This window comes from Pseudoalteromonas sp. AS84, from assembly GCF_038900255.1.
Lineage (GTDB): Bacteria > Pseudomonadota > Gammaproteobacteria > Enterobacterales > Alteromonadaceae > Pseudoalteromonas.
In genome coordinates, this window is record NZ_JBBMQY010000001.1 from 41,700 (window position 1) to 59,145 (window position 17,446).

The 17,446-nt window shown below is 38.0% G+C and carries 12 protein-coding genes; 2 read left to right on the forward strand and 10 right to left on the reverse strand.

Translation table 11 applies throughout. The annotated features are described in order from the left end of the window. Nucleotides 1-119 precede the first annotated feature (119 nt). The 4 genes from WNY79_RS00145 to WNY79_RS00160 form a co-directional block, all read right to left on the reverse strand. Complete coding sequence (locus WNY79_RS00145; protein ID WP_342874769.1) at nucleotides 120-638, reverse strand: DUF4240 domain-containing protein; 519 nt, start codon at nucleotides 636-638, stop codon at nucleotides 120-122. Continuing rightward, nucleotides 638-829 (reverse strand): YwbE family protein, encoded by a 192-nt coding sequence (locus WNY79_RS00150; RefSeq protein ID WP_007583223.1) that lies wholly within the window; start codon nucleotides 827-829, stop codon nucleotides 638-640. Before WNY79_RS00150 ends, WNY79_RS00145 begins: the two co-directional genes overlap by 1 nt. Before the next feature lie 68 nt (nucleotides 830-897). Continuing rightward, on the reverse strand, nucleotides 898-1,179 hold the full coding sequence (locus WNY79_RS00155; protein WP_294119930.1) for a hypothetical protein: 282 nt from the start codon (nucleotides 1,177-1,179) through the stop codon (nucleotides 898-900). Nucleotides 1,180-1,193: 14 nt separating this feature from the next. Next, entirely contained in the window at nucleotides 1,194-1,406 is a 213-nt protein-coding gene (locus WNY79_RS00160) for a hypothetical protein (protein WP_342874770.1), read from the reverse strand. Between the two features lie 100 nt (nucleotides 1,407-1,506). Here WNY79_RS00160 and WNY79_RS00165 point away from each other — a divergent pair, with 100 nt between their 5' ends. Continuing rightward, the gene (locus WNY79_RS00165; RefSeq protein WP_007583228.1) at nucleotides 1,507-2,316 is read left to right on the forward strand and encodes an ion transporter; all 810 of its coding nucleotides are present in this window, start codon (nucleotides 1,507-1,509) and stop codon (nucleotides 2,314-2,316) included. Nucleotides 2,317-2,403: 87 nt separating this feature from the next. Here the strand turns inward: WNY79_RS00165 and WNY79_RS00170 are convergent, their stop codons facing one another. Next, the gene (locus WNY79_RS00170) at nucleotides 2,404-3,528 is read right to left on the reverse strand and encodes a DUF748 domain-containing protein (RefSeq protein WP_342874771.1); all 1,125 of its coding nucleotides are present in this window, start codon (nucleotides 3,526-3,528) and stop codon (nucleotides 2,404-2,406) included. A gap of 477 nt (nucleotides 3,529-4,005) precedes the next feature. Between WNY79_RS00170 and WNY79_RS00175 the strand changes: the two genes are divergently transcribed. After that, nucleotides 4,006-5,166: a GGDEF domain-containing protein gene (locus tag WNY79_RS00175; RefSeq protein ID WP_076924674.1), complete on the forward strand. Its 1,161-nt coding sequence runs from the start codon at nucleotides 4,006-4,008 to the stop codon at nucleotides 5,164-5,166. A gap of 154 nt (nucleotides 5,167-5,320) precedes the next feature. On the opposite strand, the gene WNY79_RS00180 is transcribed toward WNY79_RS00175, so the two are convergent. The 5 genes from WNY79_RS00180 to WNY79_RS00200 all read right to left on the reverse strand — a co-directional run bounded on the left by WNY79_RS00180 (nucleotide 5,321) and on the right by WNY79_RS00200 (nucleotide 17,444). Beyond that, nucleotides 5,321-7,210, reverse strand: a complete 1,890-nt coding sequence (locus WNY79_RS00180) for a bifunctional diguanylate cyclase/phosphodiesterase (RefSeq protein ID WP_342874772.1) — start codon at nucleotides 7,208-7,210, stop codon at nucleotides 5,321-5,323. Between the two features lie 405 nt (nucleotides 7,211-7,615). Beyond that, nucleotides 7,616-8,755, reverse strand: coding sequence for an aspartate-semialdehyde dehydrogenase (gene asd, locus WNY79_RS00185; protein ID WP_342874773.1), 1,140 nt, complete (start codon nucleotides 8,753-8,755; stop codon nucleotides 7,616-7,618). A gap of 220 nt (nucleotides 8,756-8,975) precedes the next feature. Further along, nucleotides 8,976-11,678: a TonB-dependent receptor gene (locus tag WNY79_RS00190; protein WP_342874774.1), complete on the reverse strand. Its 2,703-nt coding sequence runs from the start codon at nucleotides 11,676-11,678 to the stop codon at nucleotides 8,976-8,978. A gap of 64 nt (nucleotides 11,679-11,742) precedes the next feature. Then, nucleotides 11,743-15,831: a hypothetical protein gene (locus WNY79_RS00195; protein WP_342874775.1), complete on the reverse strand. Its 4,089-nt coding sequence runs from the start codon at nucleotides 15,829-15,831 to the stop codon at nucleotides 11,743-11,745. Between the two features lie 284 nt (nucleotides 15,832-16,115). Beyond that, nucleotides 16,116-17,444, reverse strand: coding sequence for a tetratricopeptide repeat protein (locus tag WNY79_RS00200; RefSeq protein ID WP_342874776.1), 1,329 nt, complete (start codon nucleotides 17,442-17,444; stop codon nucleotides 16,116-16,118). Between the last annotated feature and the right edge of the window lie 2 nt (nucleotides 17,445-17,446).

Consider the following 17,446-nt stretch of genomic DNA (forward strand, 5'->3'; position numbering starts at 1 on the left):
ATTAACATAGAGTCATTCGAAAAAATGAATAAATGGGTACCATTGTGAACAAATGTGAAGCTAAAAGCCAAGGTGGTATACTCAAAATACAACCACCCTGGCACAAGGAAAGGGCTAAATTACTGCCAATATTTTTGAAATAACTGTGGGTAGCTTTGTTTTAAAAACTTAGGTTTGTCTTTAAAACGTTTACCTTTAGGTTCATCACTGCCAGATGGGATAAACGGTAATTCGTCTTCGCTACGCTCTTCAAATAATAAACCGGCTATTAAATCATACTCATCAATGTACGGATAAGGCTGTTCGTTTAAGTAATAAACAGGTGTACACTGCGCTAACGAATCAGCATTTTCTAAAGCGTTTTCGAATACTGTTTTACCACGAGAAATTAACCAACATCTAAATTCGCTAAAACCGTAATCGTCGTTACATCCCGCCATTACAAAAGCGGCACCAAACAAATCCCAGGTAAAACACTTGCGCATATGTATGCCAAAATGCTTGTCAAAATCAATAAGGTGTTGATCGCTTAAATCATTAAGTTTAGTTTTTAGGTTATCGCTCACACTTTGCGGATCGAGCCCTAAATCAGGCGTTGTTACTAATTCCCAAAAAGCCTGTTCTGTTAACGCTGCCATTATAAAATCTCTTTTACTCGGCCAACTTGACCATCTTCTAAACGTACTTTAATACCGTGTGGGTGATTGGGTGATTTTGTTAAAAGACGCTCAACAACACCCTCAGTTAATGTGCCGCTGCGTTGATCTTCTTTTAATACAATATTTACTGTGGTACCTGGTGAAATTTGCGAACGCGTAGGAACAGCCATAATTTAAACCCTAAAAATAATTTATCTAATTATAACGTCCATGTGCTATCAAACCAACAAAAGCTCTGTTAATTGGCGGAAAATGAAATCTGTGCTGGTTTTGCGTTCAACTTAATACTCGTAAGCTCTTTGAGTATTATATTTGTTAATTCGTTAAGTTGAGGTTTTGCACTTTCAAGGGTTATATCATCATTAAAATAGCATTGTACTTTTAACGTATTGGCCTCATTATTTAAATCAATGGTATGCGTTAGATAATCAAAACCAATTACGCTTTCTTTTATTGCTTCGCATGCATTAGTAAGTGCTAGTCTAATGTGCTTATCGCGCTGCTTTTGAGTTTTAGTCATAATATAAAGGTTACTTATTTAGTTTCTGCTTGTTGCTGTTTTTTAAACTCTTCGTAGTTAGAATCTTGTTTATCTAAGCATTCGTAATATTCTTTGTCAGCTTTATAGTTACACTCATCAAGGCGCGCCGACTGCAATTCATGAAAACGCGCATCAGAGCTGCAACCAGCTAAAACACATAATCCAACAATAAGTAATGCGCTACTTTTTAGTCTATTGATAAACATTAAATTTCCTTACACTTTCTATATCGAAAAAGCGTTAAATTATTACAATATTATTGTATATTAGCGCCATAAAATCTTAATTTTCAAAGGATCTATTTCTATGATGTCGCAGTTACAAAAGTTGTTTCAGCGTATAGACAAAAGCAAGATATTTCAATCATTTGTTATAGCTGTAATTATTGTTTCTGCCCTGACAGTAGGTGCGCACACTTACTCATTACATCCTACCGTAGAGCTTGCTCTAAATTGGATGGACGTTGGCATTACCGCATTCTTTTTAATTGAACTAGTAATCCGCTTTATTGCAAGTAAAGGCATAAAACACTTTTTTTCTAAAGGATGGAACATATTCGACACCATCATAGTATTGGGCAGTTTATATCCTGCTGCTGGCTCTACTATGTTAATTGCTCGATTACTTCGCATATTTAGAGTACTGCGATTGGTATCGATGATCCCAGAGCTGCGCTTATTGGTTAACTCATTGCTTAAAGCAATTCCACAAATGGGTTATATAGCCCTATTGATGTTTGTTATTTTTTATATATACGCTGCAATGGGCAGCATGATGTTTGCTGAAATAAACCCCGTACTTTGGCAGGATGTTTCAATCTCAATGCTTACTCTGTTTAGGGTGGCAACGTTTGAAGATTGGACCGATATAATGTACGAGACAATGGCGGTGTACGAACTAAGCTGGATCTATTACCTTACGTTTATATTTTTAACCGCATTTGTATTTTTAAATATGATGGTAGGTGCCATTTTAGAGGTAATGAGTGAGGAGCACCGCAAAGCGCGAGAAGAGCTCGCAGACGACAGCTCATTACCTGCAACGCAAGGGCAAGTAAACGAACTACAATCCCAAATTGCTGAGCTTAAAGAACTATTGAGTAACCGCAAAAACTAATCTGAGAAGAGTACTAAAGCACCCACTTAAAGTTTAAAAAGTGGGTGCAATTCAAAGATCTAATTGAAATAGAATTACCAAAGAGCTTTAATTTTCCTCGTTATCAGGTTTTTCATCCGTATCTTCAAAAGAAATAACGTTATCCACTTTCATTTTAAACGCATCAAAAAATGCGTTTTCTAATACCGAAATCACAGCTTGAAAAGTCGAAACATCCGTATTATCTAATTGCCCCTCTATAGGAATACGTGCAGCAACAAGTTTAGACTCATCGTTTTCGAGTATAGAGCCCAGTAAATCAACACTGCCTTCAAATATGGCCGTAAATATTCCATCGTCATCTTTTTCTATATCTTCGCGCCACGAGAACACACTCAAGTTTTGAACGCCCGCCTTTACATAACCATTTAAGTTATTATCTTTAGCCACAAGTTCCATAGCACCATCAATGCCACCCGCTTCAATATCAAAAGGCGTGTATACCTTAAATACAGTATCGAGGTTTTTAACAGAGAAACGCTGTACCTCTGCGTTAAAATCAAAATTGGCTTGTTTGCTAAAGGGATCTAATTTGCCATCAAACTTTAATGCGGCCTCCCCCATTAATGCACCTTCTACGTTTAGAGTAGTCACTAGTGTTTTTGATAGGTTTTGCGCGTTGGTTATATTTTCAATTCGAGCGTTGATATTTGATATAAAGGTGGGTTTTTCACCACTATTCGTTGAGTTAACTAAAGTTAACTTGCCTTGCTCAATTGTTAAGGTATCAATAGAAAACAGAACTAAATTATTGGCGAGCCCTACCCAGGTAGTTTCGTCTTTTACTTGTTTATTTTGCTCAGAAGCATTGGGGTCCTTATCGTAAATAACTATTTCAGGACGCGTAAAGGCCATGTTTGTTACTAAATTGCCCTTTAAAAGAGCTGACCACGCGAGTGAAAAATCGAGAGTTTGAATACTCAGTAAAGGCTTAGGAGCTGAAGTTGCATCAACAGCGTAAATTTCAACGTCGTCAATCGCGTAGGCACCCCGATATAAAAACAAATCTACATCACCAACATGCCCCGTAACACCTTGTGTGTGTTTTAGCTGATAATTTACGTAGTGCTGAACTACATAAGGCGCGGCTAATCGCGTTAGTATAAGTAACACAATCAGCGCTATTACACCTTTAAGGTATTTGTCGTGAAATATTTTGGATGAAAAATGCATTGTAATTTCCTTTACTAAAAACGAGGGCCTTTTGACCTTTCAGGGTTAAATTTTTCTATATAAAGGGCTGCGTATGTTTAATATTTATTTTTATAAAGCACTTATGAAGATAGCCACACAACATAAACTCTGCTTTACCTAAAACCTAAACGTACAGCTACAAATTTAACCTAGAAGAATAAATAAGCCCTAGCTGAATTCTTTAATTGAGCAAATAAATAAACGTGTAAAAATTACTAATAATTGTAATTTAAATACCTGTTAGGAATAAAATTATAAACAAAGCAAAGCCATATAAGCTTAAAGCTCTAAACAACAGTTATTACAGCAAGGGATATACCACTATTCAAATACACAACTTAAGAAATGATTGCATACATATCTATTTACAATTTAGCTAACTAATAACCTGCGTTAGGTCGAATAAACCGCTTTCATCTACTAAAGTAAAATTAACGCAAACAAGAATAAAAATACATGAATCCTATTTTTTATATATTAGTTACCCTCTTTTTCACCAGTATTATTTGGTCTGTCATATTTTTAATGTCGTGGTATACGTTAGGTAAAAAGCAATATGCCATGCTTTGGACAATCGCATTTGCATTCTCTGCATGCCAATGGGCAACAATGTTGGCAGAACCATTATTTAACTCACACACATTATATTGGATGTTAGGAAGTAGCTTCTCTGTAGGTTCAGTACTGCTAGGTACGTGGGGGCATTGCATTAGGGTAAACTCGGGTATAAAAATTCGCTATTTAATTATCTCAGCAATAGTTACTCTTGCTGCTGTCTATTATTTTACAGCTATATATGTGCATGTTGGCTTATTTATGTCCTTGTATGTGTATTATGATGTGATTTTACTTGTACTCAATGCAGTTATTATTTTCAGGCATAAACAAAAATCACTTCCTGCCGAAATAGGCGCTAGTATTACTTATACGCTATGTGGATTACTTTTATTTGTTGCAGCAAGCATAGCGTTACTGCAAGGCAGCCAAGTAAATGAAGAATATATAGCGCTGTATACATTAATTAATTTTATTACTGTCCCTACTGCACATGTAGGCATGGCCGTATTCATAATATTTATGATGGCATCAGATTTAGCTGAAAAAATGAACCATCTTGCAATGAGCGACGAACTTACAGGCTGCTTAAATAGGCGTGGATTCTATAATAAAAGCCAAGAGCAACTAAAAGATAAACTTAATAATTATAACTACGTCAGCTTAATTTATTGGGATATAGATAAATTTAAAAAAATAAACGATGAGTTTGGACATGCAGGTGGTGATTTAGTTTTAGTAGAAGCTGCAAAAATAATGCAAAACTGCATAAACCCATGTGATTTATTTGGCCGCATTGGCGGCGAAGAATTTGCTTTATTAATAGCAAGAAACGACGAATCGACAGCTAAAGATCTTCCCGAAAAACTAAGAAGTGCACTGGCCAGTTACCCAATACATTTTAACGATAAAGTAATTAATGTAACGGCAAGTTTTGGCGTAATAAATATTAAATGTAATAAAACGACAATTGAGAGTGCAATAAATGAAGCAGATAAAGCACTCTACCATGCCAAGAATGAAGGGCGTAATCAGGTGGCTCATGTGAATACATTAAGTTAATAAAAGTTCATTATTACTAGGGGTATTGACCTTTAGCGACTGATTTTTCAGTAGCAGGATTATGTACAAAGCATGATGAAAACGCTAAGCCAAAACGCACGGCACTGTTAGAGCATCCCTACATAAACAAACTTTGTGAAAAAAAGTCAGCGCTCTAACAAATAAGTTTAAGCGCGTCGGCAAATCTAACTGGTTTACTGAATATGAAACCTTGATACTTATCAATTTGTAAGCTTTGTAATAACGTTAACTGAGCTGGGCTTTCTACGCCCTCCGCTATTACTTGGCAACCTATCATATGCGACATGTTAGTTACCGCAGATACAATACTTTTATCTTTTGAGCATTCACAAATGTTATCAATATAAGATTTATCTATTTTAATGTAATCAACTGACAGCTCTTTTAAAACTGAAATAGAAGAAAACCCGGTACCAAAATCGTCAATAGAAATACGCACACCGGTATTTTTTATCTCGGTAATCACTTTTGATAAATACGGTAAGTTTTTGATCATTACTGTTTCAGTTATTTCTAAATGAACATTGTTTGGTTGAACAGCGTACGTATTTAGTAAACCGACTAGGAGTTCTAAAAAGTTATGGTTTTCAAGCTGCAATACAGACACATTTATTGATAATCCAATATTACTATTTACTGCATTTAACTTACTTAAACTCGCAATAGCTTGTTCGAGTACAAATTCCCCTAATAAATTAATTTTTCCATATCGCTCTGCAATATCAATAAATTCTGAAGGTGGAATAAATTCGTCGTTAAATTGCCATCGAAGCAGCACTTCAAACGTGGTAATTTCATTTTTGGTTATATCAACAATGGGTTGATAACAAAGATGAAAATCACCTTTTTCTACGCACTCTTTAATTGAGCTACGAAGCACTTCTTCTCGTTTAAGGGATTCATGCATTCGCTCGTCAAATACAGATATTTCATTACGACTTTTTTTACCTTCATACATAGCAACATCAGCGTATTTAATTGCTTGCGATAAATCAAAGTCCTCTCGCGTAAAATACAACCCAACTTTAAAAGAAGGTTTTACTTGGTAATTATCCATAATAACAGGCTGCGTCAGCATATCGACTAACCTGTAAACACATTCAAATAACTCTTTTTGTGTATGATTACGTGAATAAAAGATAAATTCATCTCCGCCCCATCGACACACAATAAAATCATTCTTTTTCTCTGAATTAACTAATCGACGACCGGTTTCTGCAAGTACAAAATCGCCAAACTCATGACCAAATTTATCATTAATGACTTTAAAATCATCCATGTCTAAAAACAAAACGGCTTTTAGATCGTTATTTTTATTGGCTAAATCGAGTTCAACATTAGAAACAAAACTACCACGGTTAAATAACTTAGTGAGGTTATCTTTTTGTTCTAAAAGAATGACTTGCTCTGTACGAAGTTGCACTTCTTTTTCTAGATTTTCAATAAATTCATCTAACTTAAGTTCGTTATTAATTGATGACTTTACGTCTTTTGCGGTACGCGTTGCAGTAACAAAACATAAAATAAACCATAGCACGAGGCCCAAAACGCCTAAAATGTTTTCATCACTAATAGGCTGTAACAACAATAAAATACTAAAAGGGACAAGCAAACACGTTATGTAGGATATGGAAGAGCGAATATCTGATGCTAATACATTAACGCCGCCACCAGCAAGAGAGCTAAATACAACAAGAGATACAAACTTTTCTTGCATCGGCATTTGTTCAAAAAATAAAATAGGAAAAGTAGCCCATGTAATACCAGTGAGCAGTACGCAAAAAAAATAGAGGTGATATTTGATATTGTTGTTATTACTAACATAAACATGGTTTGCTATACGCAGTATCGATATAAACGTTAACGTAAAAAACCAATTAAGCTTCCCCTGAGAAGGGCTGTGGTTTATACCACTAAAAACAACAAAACAAGACACGATAGTATTTATAATAATTGCAGAACTAAAATATGAGCCAACAGAAGCTAAGCGCTTGTTAATAAAGTTATTTGTGTTTATTGTCATTAGTTTTACTTAAATAGCGATTTTAAGGACGATAGTTTACTTAAATTAAATTATTAAAAATAGCTCTGCGAAGATTTAACACTAAATATTCATCTAGTATTACTTCGTATGTATCAATTAACCTATTAAACTGTATGCTTTTAAAGCAAGTTTATTTAAAAATTACAACTTTGAAATAAACCTATAACCATTATAGAAATAAATACCTATAAAGCTAAAAACAAATCAATAAAAGGGCGAGGACGATAATGAAGAAATCCATATATATGATTCTAATAATCGAACTAACTTACTTTATTTAAAAGTTAAATGACCCTTTTGTAAAATAGATAACATAAACAAGTAAAACGAAAAAAGGCTGACAAATTGCCAACCCTTTTTAAAATAATAACTAAATTTGTTTATTTATTTATCATCAACAATTATGCGTAGCATACGACGAAGTGGCTCTGCCGCGCCCCATAAAAGCTGATCGCCTACTGTAAATGCGCTAATGTATTTAGGACCCATCGCTAATTTACGAATACGGCCAACAGGAATACTCAAAGTACCTGTTACTTTAACTGGCGTTAAATCTGTTGCGCTAATTTCGCGCTCGTTCGGAATAACCTTAACCCACTCATTATGAGACGCTAAAATTTCTTCAATTTTTTCTACGCTAATATCTTCACGTAACTTAATGGTCATTGCTTGTGAATGACAACGCATAGCGCCAATACGCACACATAAACCATCAATTGGCACGGGTTGCTTAGAAGAACCTAAAATTTTATTGGCTTCAACCTGTGCTTTCCACTCTTCTTTAGATTGACCGCTTGGCATAGGCACGTCAATCCACGGAATTAAACTACCGGCAAGTGGCACACCAAATTGGTCTTGTGGTAAGCCTTTTGATGCCATTGTTTCACTTACTATTTTATCAATTTCTAAAATAGCAGAGCTTGGGTTATCTAGTTTATCTGCAACACTTGCATGAATAGCGCCCATTTGTGCAATAAGCTCTTTCATATTTCGTGCACCAGCGCCCGACGCCGCTTGGTAAGTCATTGGGCTAACCCATTCAATTAGGTCTTGCTCAAACAAGCCGCCTAAAGCAAGTAGCATTAGTGATACAGTACAGTTACCGCCTACAAAGGTTTTTACGCCTTGCGCTAAACCTTGTTCAATAACGTCTTTGTTTACAGGATCTAGCACTATTATGCTGTCCTCACTCATACGCAGAGCTGAAGCTGCATCAATCCAGTAACCATCCCAACCCGACTCTCGAAGTTTTGGATATACCGCATTGGTGTAATCGCCGCCTTGGCAAGTAACAATAATATCCATTTTAGCAAGTTCGCTAATGTCACTTGCATCTAGTAATGGTTTTGCGTCGCCTGCTATATCTGGGCCTAGTTGACCCGCTTGTGAGGTGGTGAAAAAGGTGGTGTCGATCAGTGCAAAATCACTTTGCTGCTGCATACGTTCTAATAACACAGAGCCAACCATGCCACGCCAACCGACTAATCCTACTTTTTTCATTGTTTGTTCCACTGTTTGATTCATAAAAGATGCCTTAATACATTAAAAATTAAATTCATTGCGTGAGATTTAATTTTCATTAACGCTAAACTAACACTCGTAGACGGCTAAAACTAGCGAATAAAACAGAACTTAAATATTTTTCATACTGAGCATAAACACAAAAAAGCTCTGTATTAAAATACAGAGCTAATAGATAGTGAAGTTTACTATTTCATTCCTTGAGTTTTATTTTAAATAAAGCTTAAAACTCATAGCTATAACTTAAACTAAACTCAGTGCCGGTGTCTTGTCCCCAAAGGGTAAGACCTTCTTGTTCAATTTCTTTTTCTTGGCCAAGCATATTCTTAACCTTAAAATTAACTTTAGAGTTAAAGTTAGGGAAGTAAGAATAAACTAGATCAACTGAGTGAAAGGACTTTTCTTCTGCATCTTCATTACCACGTGTACCAGGTACAATTATACGAGGACCAAACACATTATAAATTAATGAAGTAGAATGAAATCCATCATCCGAGTCATAGCCCATTTGTAAGTTTGCAACCCACTCAGAATGACCAACTAAACGACGCTCATTGTTAGTTACAATATTCGATACCGTATCGGCCTCAAGGGCTTCTTTAAGCTGTGTTTCAAACAGTGAGTCAACACCGTCTGAATCATTAATCCCCAAATTAACACTTGAGTCAGATAGCGTAACGTTGCCTGACAAAAATGCTGAAGACCAATCTTTATTTATAAAGCCAAAGTCAGTTAAAAAATCAACTTCAATACCCGACAATTTACCCGACTGAGCATTTGCTGTTAATAACTGTGGAGATGCACCACCTACGCCCGCAAGCTCAACCATTTCAATTGGGTTTTCAATGTCTTTATAAAACAATGCAACAGAAAGGTTATTACCTGATGGCATATACCATTCAAACCTAAAATCTACATTTTTTAAATTAGAACTTTGTAAACTAGGTGATCCTCTCACCAGAAACTCAGTTAACGGGTCAACAAAGAAAGAAGAGCTTACATCACGTAGATCAGGGCGAATGGTTGTTTCACTTAAATTTAAGCGAAATTGCATTTCTTCATCCATGATGTACGTAACAGCTAAAGAAGGAAAAAAGTTATCTTCATTAATAGCTACATCTTGGATTTCTTGTAGCGTATTTTCAAAGAAATTCGTATGCGTTTCATAACCGACTGATACTTGCGAAAAATCTTCCCATCGAACGCCACCAGTAAAACGCCAAGTGTTTTGATAGAAGTAATCCGCCATAAAATAATAAGCATCTAATTTATGCGCTGCACTGTACTTATCACCATCAGTGGTGCCGTCATCAAAAATACCTGAGCCAGTTACACTTGCATAAAAAGCGTCATTCGCCGTGTTTTCATCAGCAAAAATATCGCTTACGTTAGAACCGAACGAGTACTCATCGCTTATACCACGGTGCGTAATACCAAACTTCACATTACTTGCATCACGTTTTTTCTCTGAAAAATCGCCGCCTATTTTTAACTCAAGCTCATAGCCGTCACCATAAAAAGGCATACCCATATTCCAACCAAATGTTTCAACATCGTCGTGTAATACTTGATACTCACGGGTGATATTTGTTGCAGCTACATCTTGCAGTTGTTCAGATTCAAGCACGCCATCAACTAAGTTTTGCTGATAAACAACATCTAAACCACCAGGTGCATTACGGTTTGCTCGACTTAAACCGCCATACCAATCAAAAAATAAATTATTTAGCTCTGCAAAGTTGTGCGTCCCCTTAAGCTGAGTCGAAAACATTTCGCGCTCTTCGTACGTAATATCTACTCGGCGTAATTCGGTGACACCTTCTTCGGTTTCATTTGCATCAAAGTAATCGCGGTTACGTACGCGGTCACTCATGTCATGAAGTGCAATATTAGTAAGCTCAAACTTATGGTTTGAATTTAACTCATATCCTAAATTTAATGTGCCGCTCCAACGTACATTTTGCTCAGTCGATGTACCATCGTAATACTGGGCAAAACATTTGTCTTCACAGCCTAAGCTACCAAGGCTTGAGCCGCTTTGCTCTTGAACTACTTCCCACTCGTTATCGTAAGATACGGCTGCAAGCACACCAAAAGTACCGACCTCACTTTCAAATCTATCACCTAAGGCAATAGAGAAGTTCATAGCCGGGTCAACATCCTTTTGTGAAATACCTACATCCCAATCAAGCGATTGAATCAGGTTTTTACGCTCAGCTAACGTAGTGTTTATATTGCCCTCAAGACCAGCATCACTGGTAAGCGCAGTAGTAAACACATCCGATAATGCTCGCGAACCATCATCTCGACCCATCCAGTCATCATCACCGCCACTGTAAAAGTAACCGGTATCGCTATTAGAAGTATTGTACGATGTACCCACTTGTACTTTTAATAAAAAGTCAGAAGGAATTGATTTAGTGCGAATATTTACATTACCACCACCAAAATGCGCTGGCATATCCGGTGAAAATGACTTTTGTACACTCAAGCTTTCAATAATTTCAGATGGAAATAAATCCAAAGGAACCACTGAGCGAGTAGGATCAGGACTTGGTACATACATGCTATTTAGCTGAGTACTAGAATAGCGTTCACCTAAACCACGCACATAAATAAATTTGCCATCGACTAACGTTAAACCAGTAACACGACGAAGTGCAGAGGCAGCATCGCCATCACCAGTACGTGATATTTGGTCTGCACCCATAATATCAGCAACAAACGCTTGGTTTTGACGTTCTTGCAGTACAGCACCCGCACTGCCCTTTAATCGTTGCCCTACAGCAACAACTTCTTCTATTTCTTGCTCTTCTACTTGCTGCTCAGCAGCCGTGGCTGTATTTACTGATAAACCAAGTAACGCAGCCATTACAGCGTAGTTTAACTTTGATAAAACAAGTGTAGAGGGTTTAAAAGATTTCATTTTTATACTCCGAAACAAAACAAGACATTAGCCGAGCTTTCGCTCGGCTATAATGTGGTTTGGGTTAAAGGCCTACTTTTACCCAACCTGCTGTCCAGTCTGTTTGTGCATCCATCGCACCAATGTAATCTACAGAATCAAAGTAACTATCTAAGCTTGATGAATCAAAGCCATTACCAAGTAATAACGACTCAGCAGTTGGCATATAGCCATTATCTGCAAGCCCAAGGTCAGCGGCTACTTGAACTGAATTGCCTGTTTGTCCTAAGAACCAAGATTCAACATTACCTGTACCAATTGCTTGCGTACCAAAGTTGTTAGCGGTTTCACACGCAACAATTGAGTGAGTAACAGTTAATGTACCGTCCTCTGCTCGCGGCGCTGAATCAGAGCCTACTCGTAAACAGTTTGAATAGTCTGCACCACCTGTAACCACTACGTTTTTAAGCATACCCGCAGTACCTGCACGTAAGCGGATACCATTTACACCCACATTACCAATAATTGTTACATTAGAGATAGTTGGCATTGTTAGTGGCGTTGCACTTGAATCAAACTCAGAGTTATCAGCTTCAATTGCATTGTCGCCCTCAGAGTCTGATTGTTTAATCAGGACATATTGCGCTTTACCCGTCCAACCGAATGACCAATCAAGTGAATCATCACCTATGCTTGTTAAAACAAGGTGACTAATATTTGCAGTACCACCAAAAAATTCAACACCATCGTCTAGATTTTCATGAACGTGAATGTAATCTAGTTCAGTCTGACGACCAACACCCGCAAGTGTAATACCGTTAAGTTCATCGCCATTACCGAGCGTTTTACCCGCTTGTTTAACTGCAACATACTTTAGCGTACCTGAATTATCCTCAGGGTCATTACCACCGAACTGGCCTGCGTCACCTTCAGCAGACACGCCACAGTTTGCAAGTTCATCTGCGGTAGCTTCGCCTTCTTGGTCGCCACATGAGTTAGCAGGTGCATTACCCAATAATACTAAACCGCCCCATTGACCAATCGTAGTTTCGCCGCCCGTCATATCTTGGATTGACGTCATAGTAATTGGTTGATTTACACTGCCTACCGCTTCAATTTTAGAACCACGGCGAACAACTAAGAAGTCATCACCCGACTCACCAATTAACGTTGTACCAAACTGAACATAAAGTGTTGTGTTGTCAGCGCGGTCATTACCAACGGCTGTACGTCCTTTTAAAATCCAATGCGCATCGTTAGTCAGTGTTACATCAGATGTAAATACAACATCAGAGGTTAATTGATATACAGGTTTATCTGTAATTGTAGGGAAGCTAGCAGAAACATCTGTTGCAAGTCCTTGTGCTAATGCATTAGCAATATCGTCAGGAAAGCTTGGTGTAATAGCAACTGTCCAGCCATCCATCCAATTATTATCGCCATCGAATGCGCCGATGTAATCTGTTTTGGTAAAGAACGAGTCAAGCTCTGATGAATCCCCACCAGCACCTAATAAAGGTGAACCCGATTTTGGTGTAAAGCCGTCTGTCGCTAAATTAAGTGCTGAAGCCGTAAGCGTTAAGTTACCCGTTTGACCTTCAAACCAAGACTGCACATTGCCACTACCAATTGCTTGTGAACCAAAGTTATTGTCTTCACTACATGCAACAGCTGAGTTTTCGATAGACAACTCACCCGATTCTGCATTAGCAGCAGAGTCTGAGCCTACACGTAAACAGTTTGAGTAACCTTCAGGGCCCGTTATAACAACATTTCGTAGCACACCTGCAGTACCAGCACGTAAGCGAACACCGTTAGTACCATCAGCACCAACAATTGTTACGTTAGAAATAAGTGGTTTAGTCAATGGTGTCGCATTTGAATCGAATTCTGAGTTATCAGCTTCTATTGCGTTATCACCCTCAACTGAACTTTGTTGAATATAGATATTTTGTGCACGACCCGACCAACCAAATGACCAATCGAATGCATCGTCGCCAATATCAGTTAGTACAATGTTACGAACATTAACTGTGCCACCAAAAAACTCAACACCATCATCTAGGTTTTGGTGAATTTGAATGTATTCAACTTTCGTTTGTGAACCAACACCTGCAAATGAAATACCGTTAAGTTCATCGCCATTACCCAGCGTTTTACCTGCATGTTTAACAACAATATAACGAAGAACACCTGAGTTATCATCGCTAATATCACCACCAAACTGACCAGCGTCACCTTCAGCTGATACACCACAGTTAGCTAATTCTTCAGCTGTCGTTTCACCGGTTTGATCGCCACACGAGTTAGCGGGTGCATTACCTAATAATACTAAGCCGCCCCATTGACCAATCGTTGTTTCAGCACCTGTTACATCTTGAATAGATGTCATAGTGATTGGCGCAGTTGCATTACCATTGGCATTAATTTGTGAACCACGACGTACAACTAAAAAGTCATCACCTGTTTCACCAATTAGCGTTGTACCCGCTTGAACATATAATATAGTTGCATCTGCACGGTCATTACCAACTGCAGTACGACCATTTAAAATCCAATGTGCATCGTTAGTAAGCGTTACATCTGCTGTGAACGTTGTATCTTCAGTTAAACGGTATACTGGCTTATCTGTAATTGCTGGAAATTCACTAGAAACATCTGATGCTAAACCTTGTGCAAGTGCGTTATCAATATCAGTAGGGAAGCCGCCATTAATACCGACAGTCCAACCTTCTATCCAGTTAGTTGAACCATCAAAAGCACCAATTTGACCATTTGCGATAAGCGGTGAACCAGCAAGTGGCGTGTAACCGTCATCAGCAAGCATAAGCTCTGCCGGCGTAAGTACTTGGTTACCATCTTGTCCTTCAAACCAAGATTGTACATCGCCACCGTTAATTACTTCACTACCAAAATTATTTGCCGTTGTTTGACACGCCACAATAGAGTTTACAATCGTTAGTGTGCCATCTTCAGCGCGAGGAACTGAATCAGACCCTACACGTAAACAGTTTTCGTAAGTAGCAGGACCCGTTACAAATACATTTTTAAGAGCGCCCGCAGTACCAGCGCGTAGACGAATACCATTATTACCTTCTGCACCGACGATTGTTACGTTAGAAATAGTAGGCAGTGTTAATGGCGTGGCGCTTGAATCAAACTCAGAGTTATCCGCTTCAATAGCGTTATCGCCTACGTTAGCGGCTTGTTGAATGTAAACATTAGTAGCCGAACCCGTCCAACCAAAAGACCAATCTAGTGAATCATCACCAATGTTAGTCAGCACTACATTACTTACATTAACCGTACCACCAAAAAACTCGATACCGTCATCCAGGTTTTCATGAACCTGGATATAATCAACTGTAGTTGCAGAGCCAACACCGGCAAATGTAATACCATTTAACTCATCACCATTACCAAGCGTTTTACCTGCTTGCTTTACAAGTACATATTTTAGAGTACCTGAATTATCATCACTGATATTTCCACCGAACTGACCTGCATCACCTTCAGCTGACACACCACAGTTAGCAAGTTCGTCAGCTGTTGCTTCACCTTGTTGGTCTCCACATGAATTTGCAGGTGCATTACCAAGTAATACCAAACCACCCCATTGGCCAATTGCTGTCTCGCTACCCGTAACATCTTGAATTGATGTCATCGTAATTGGCTGGCTTGCAGTGCCTACTGATTCAATTTGTGAACCTCGACGCACAACTAAAAAGTCATCACCTGACTCACCAATAATCGTTGTACCTTGCTGAATATAAAGCGTTGTACTATCTGCGCGGTCATTACCCACAGCAGTACGACCACTCACAATCCAATGTGCATCATTAGTTAATGAAACATCAGCAATCAATGTTGTATCAGCACTTAAGCGATACACTGGTTTATCTGTTATTGCTGGAAATTCACTTGAGACATCCGTTGCTAAGCCTTGAACAAGTGCATTGTCGATATCAGCAGGAAAACCCGTAGTTCCATTTTGAGAATCATCACGCGATGATGTTTCATCTACTGTATCACTGCCACCTTCAACAACATTAGTAACTGTGTCGCCTTCATTTATTGTTGTGTCGCCTTCAGATACTACTAAGTCACCACCACAACCCGCTAAAGATACTGCAGTTGCAATCAAACTAACTTTAAATAAGTCAGATAATTTCATTGTTCACTCCGTTAAAGTATTTAATTATTTTGTTAAGTGCTTTAAATAAACTCAAGTCACCTTAAAACATTAAGTAATGCTTTAAGGTCACTTGAGTTATCAGCAGCGCCTACCTTACGGTAGCTATATGACATTACAGTTACACTTTAATAAACATAAGATGACAAAGTTATTTACATAAAATTCAAGTAGTTAATTTATTAAAAACATAAAAAAACCACACTAAAAATAGTGTGGTTTGGATTTGCGATTATGAAATTATATTTAAAAGTTCTTACTAAAGCTTAAAGCAGTGCCGTTCTTAATGTTTCTGCATGGACTTTCTCGCGCTTTACATATTTAATCCATTGTTGTGCTAAACGCTGTGATTTTTTATGTTTTTCTGCCTGTTCGAACGCTAAAATTGATGCATCAAAATTTTGTAAGTTGTACTGAGCCATACCCAAGGCAACAAATGCATTTGATTCAAAATCAAGTGAGCCTTTATCAAGTGCTTTACGCGCTGCGTCGGCCGCTTCCTCGTATTGCTCAGTGTTAACATACACTTCAGCTAAGCGTTGGTCATACTTACCACTGGATGATAAATCAGCTGCTTTTACAAAGTATTCTATTGATTTTTCGTCTTCTTTTGCTTGGATCATCGCCTCAGCTATAAAGGCATAGTTTTTAGCGTTTTGCTCTGCGACACCTTTTTTAATCGCTTTACTCATTACAACGCCTGCTTTGTAAGCCAAACCGTTATATAAATACACTTGCGCTAATTGGCGTAGATCAGATTTAGACGTTAAAAAACCTTGCTGGTAAGCAGCCTCAATAATTGCTAGCTGCTTTTTTTCTTGTCCGGTTTCGCCATACATACCAGATAACTGTACCCAGTACTCAGGTTTGTTATAAAGCTTTACCATGCGCTCAAGTACTTCAACAACTTTGTCAGTTTGATTAAGCGAGTAGTACATGGCGCGCTGCAGCACTAACCAGTTTTCCTTAGGGATTTTGCCTTCGCTATCACTTAAAGAGATAACTTGAGATATGTACTCAAGCCCTTTTTTATAATCCTTTAACTGATAGTAAGTTTGAGCCCTTAATAAGTAGTAGCCTTCTGTTTTAGGCTTAGTGTTAATACTGTCCCAGTCATCTAAAAATGCGATAACTTTAGTGTAATCACTATTAGCCATAGCTAGTTGCGCCAAACTAAAGGTAGTACTTAAACGAAGCGATTCAGGAATGGCCTCCTCTGCTACGACCTTTTCAAACGAAGCTATCGCTTTTGGTAAATCGTTTTCGTTGTAATAAATAAATCCATAAAAATTATGCATCATTGCAACTTCGTACGAATTCATGCTCGATGCTCGTTCTTTAATGCTATCGAGCGCTTCAAGTCCGCCTTTAACATCGCCATCATCAGCAAGCTTTTGGGCACGAGCCAGTTGACTATAAACCTTTTCACGTAGCGCTGGGACACGTTTTGTTTTTTGCTCTTGCTCTGCATATGCCGTAGCTACATTTAACCCTGGTATTAGGCTTAGGGCACTTGGTGCAACAATACTTGTACTTACTGCAGCAGTACAAAATAGTGTTAATTTTAAAAATTTAGCTGTAGGTAGTAATTTCATAA

Excerpts from the sequence above, each read along its gene's own strand:
- WNY79_RS00145 (WP_342874769.1), bottom strand. The coding sequence starts at position 638 with ATGGCAGCGTTAACAGAACAGGCTTTTTGGGAATTAGTAACAACGCCT.
- WNY79_RS00150 (WP_007583223.1), bottom strand. The coding sequence starts at position 829 with ATGGCTGTTCCTACGCGTTCGCAAATTTCACCAGGTACCACAGTAAAT.
- WNY79_RS00155 (WP_294119930.1), bottom strand. The coding sequence starts at position 1,179 with ATGACTAAAACTCAAAAGCAGCGCGATAAGCACATTAGACTAGCACTT.
- WNY79_RS00160 (WP_342874770.1), bottom strand. The coding sequence starts at position 1,406 with ATGTTTATCAATAGACTAAAAAGTAGCGCATTACTTATTGTTGGATTA.
- WNY79_RS00165 (WP_007583228.1), top strand. The coding sequence starts at position 1,507 with ATGATGTCGCAGTTACAAAAGTTGTTTCAGCGTATAGACAAAAGCAAG.
- WNY79_RS00170 (WP_342874771.1), bottom strand. The coding sequence starts at position 3,528 with ATGCATTTTTCATCCAAAATATTTCACGACAAATACCTTAAAGGTGTA.
- WNY79_RS00175 (WP_076924674.1), top strand. The coding sequence starts at position 4,006 with ATGAATCCTATTTTTTATATATTAGTTACCCTCTTTTTCACCAGTATT.
- WNY79_RS00180 (WP_342874772.1), bottom strand. The coding sequence starts at position 7,210 with ATGACAATAAACACAAATAACTTTATTAACAAGCGCTTAGCTTCTGTT.
- asd (WP_342874773.1), bottom strand. The coding sequence starts at position 8,755 with ATGAATCAAACAGTGGAACAAACAATGAAAAAAGTAGGATTAGTCGGT.
- WNY79_RS00190 (WP_342874774.1), bottom strand. The coding sequence starts at position 11,678 with ATGAAATCTTTTAAACCCTCTACACTTGTTTTATCAAAGTTAAACTAC.
- WNY79_RS00195 (WP_342874775.1), bottom strand. The coding sequence starts at position 15,831 with ATGAAATTATCTGACTTATTTAAAGTTAGTTTGATTGCAACTGCAGTA.
- WNY79_RS00200 (WP_342874776.1), bottom strand. The coding sequence starts at position 17,444 with ATGAAATTACTACCTACAGCTAAATTTTTAAAATTAACACTATTTTGT.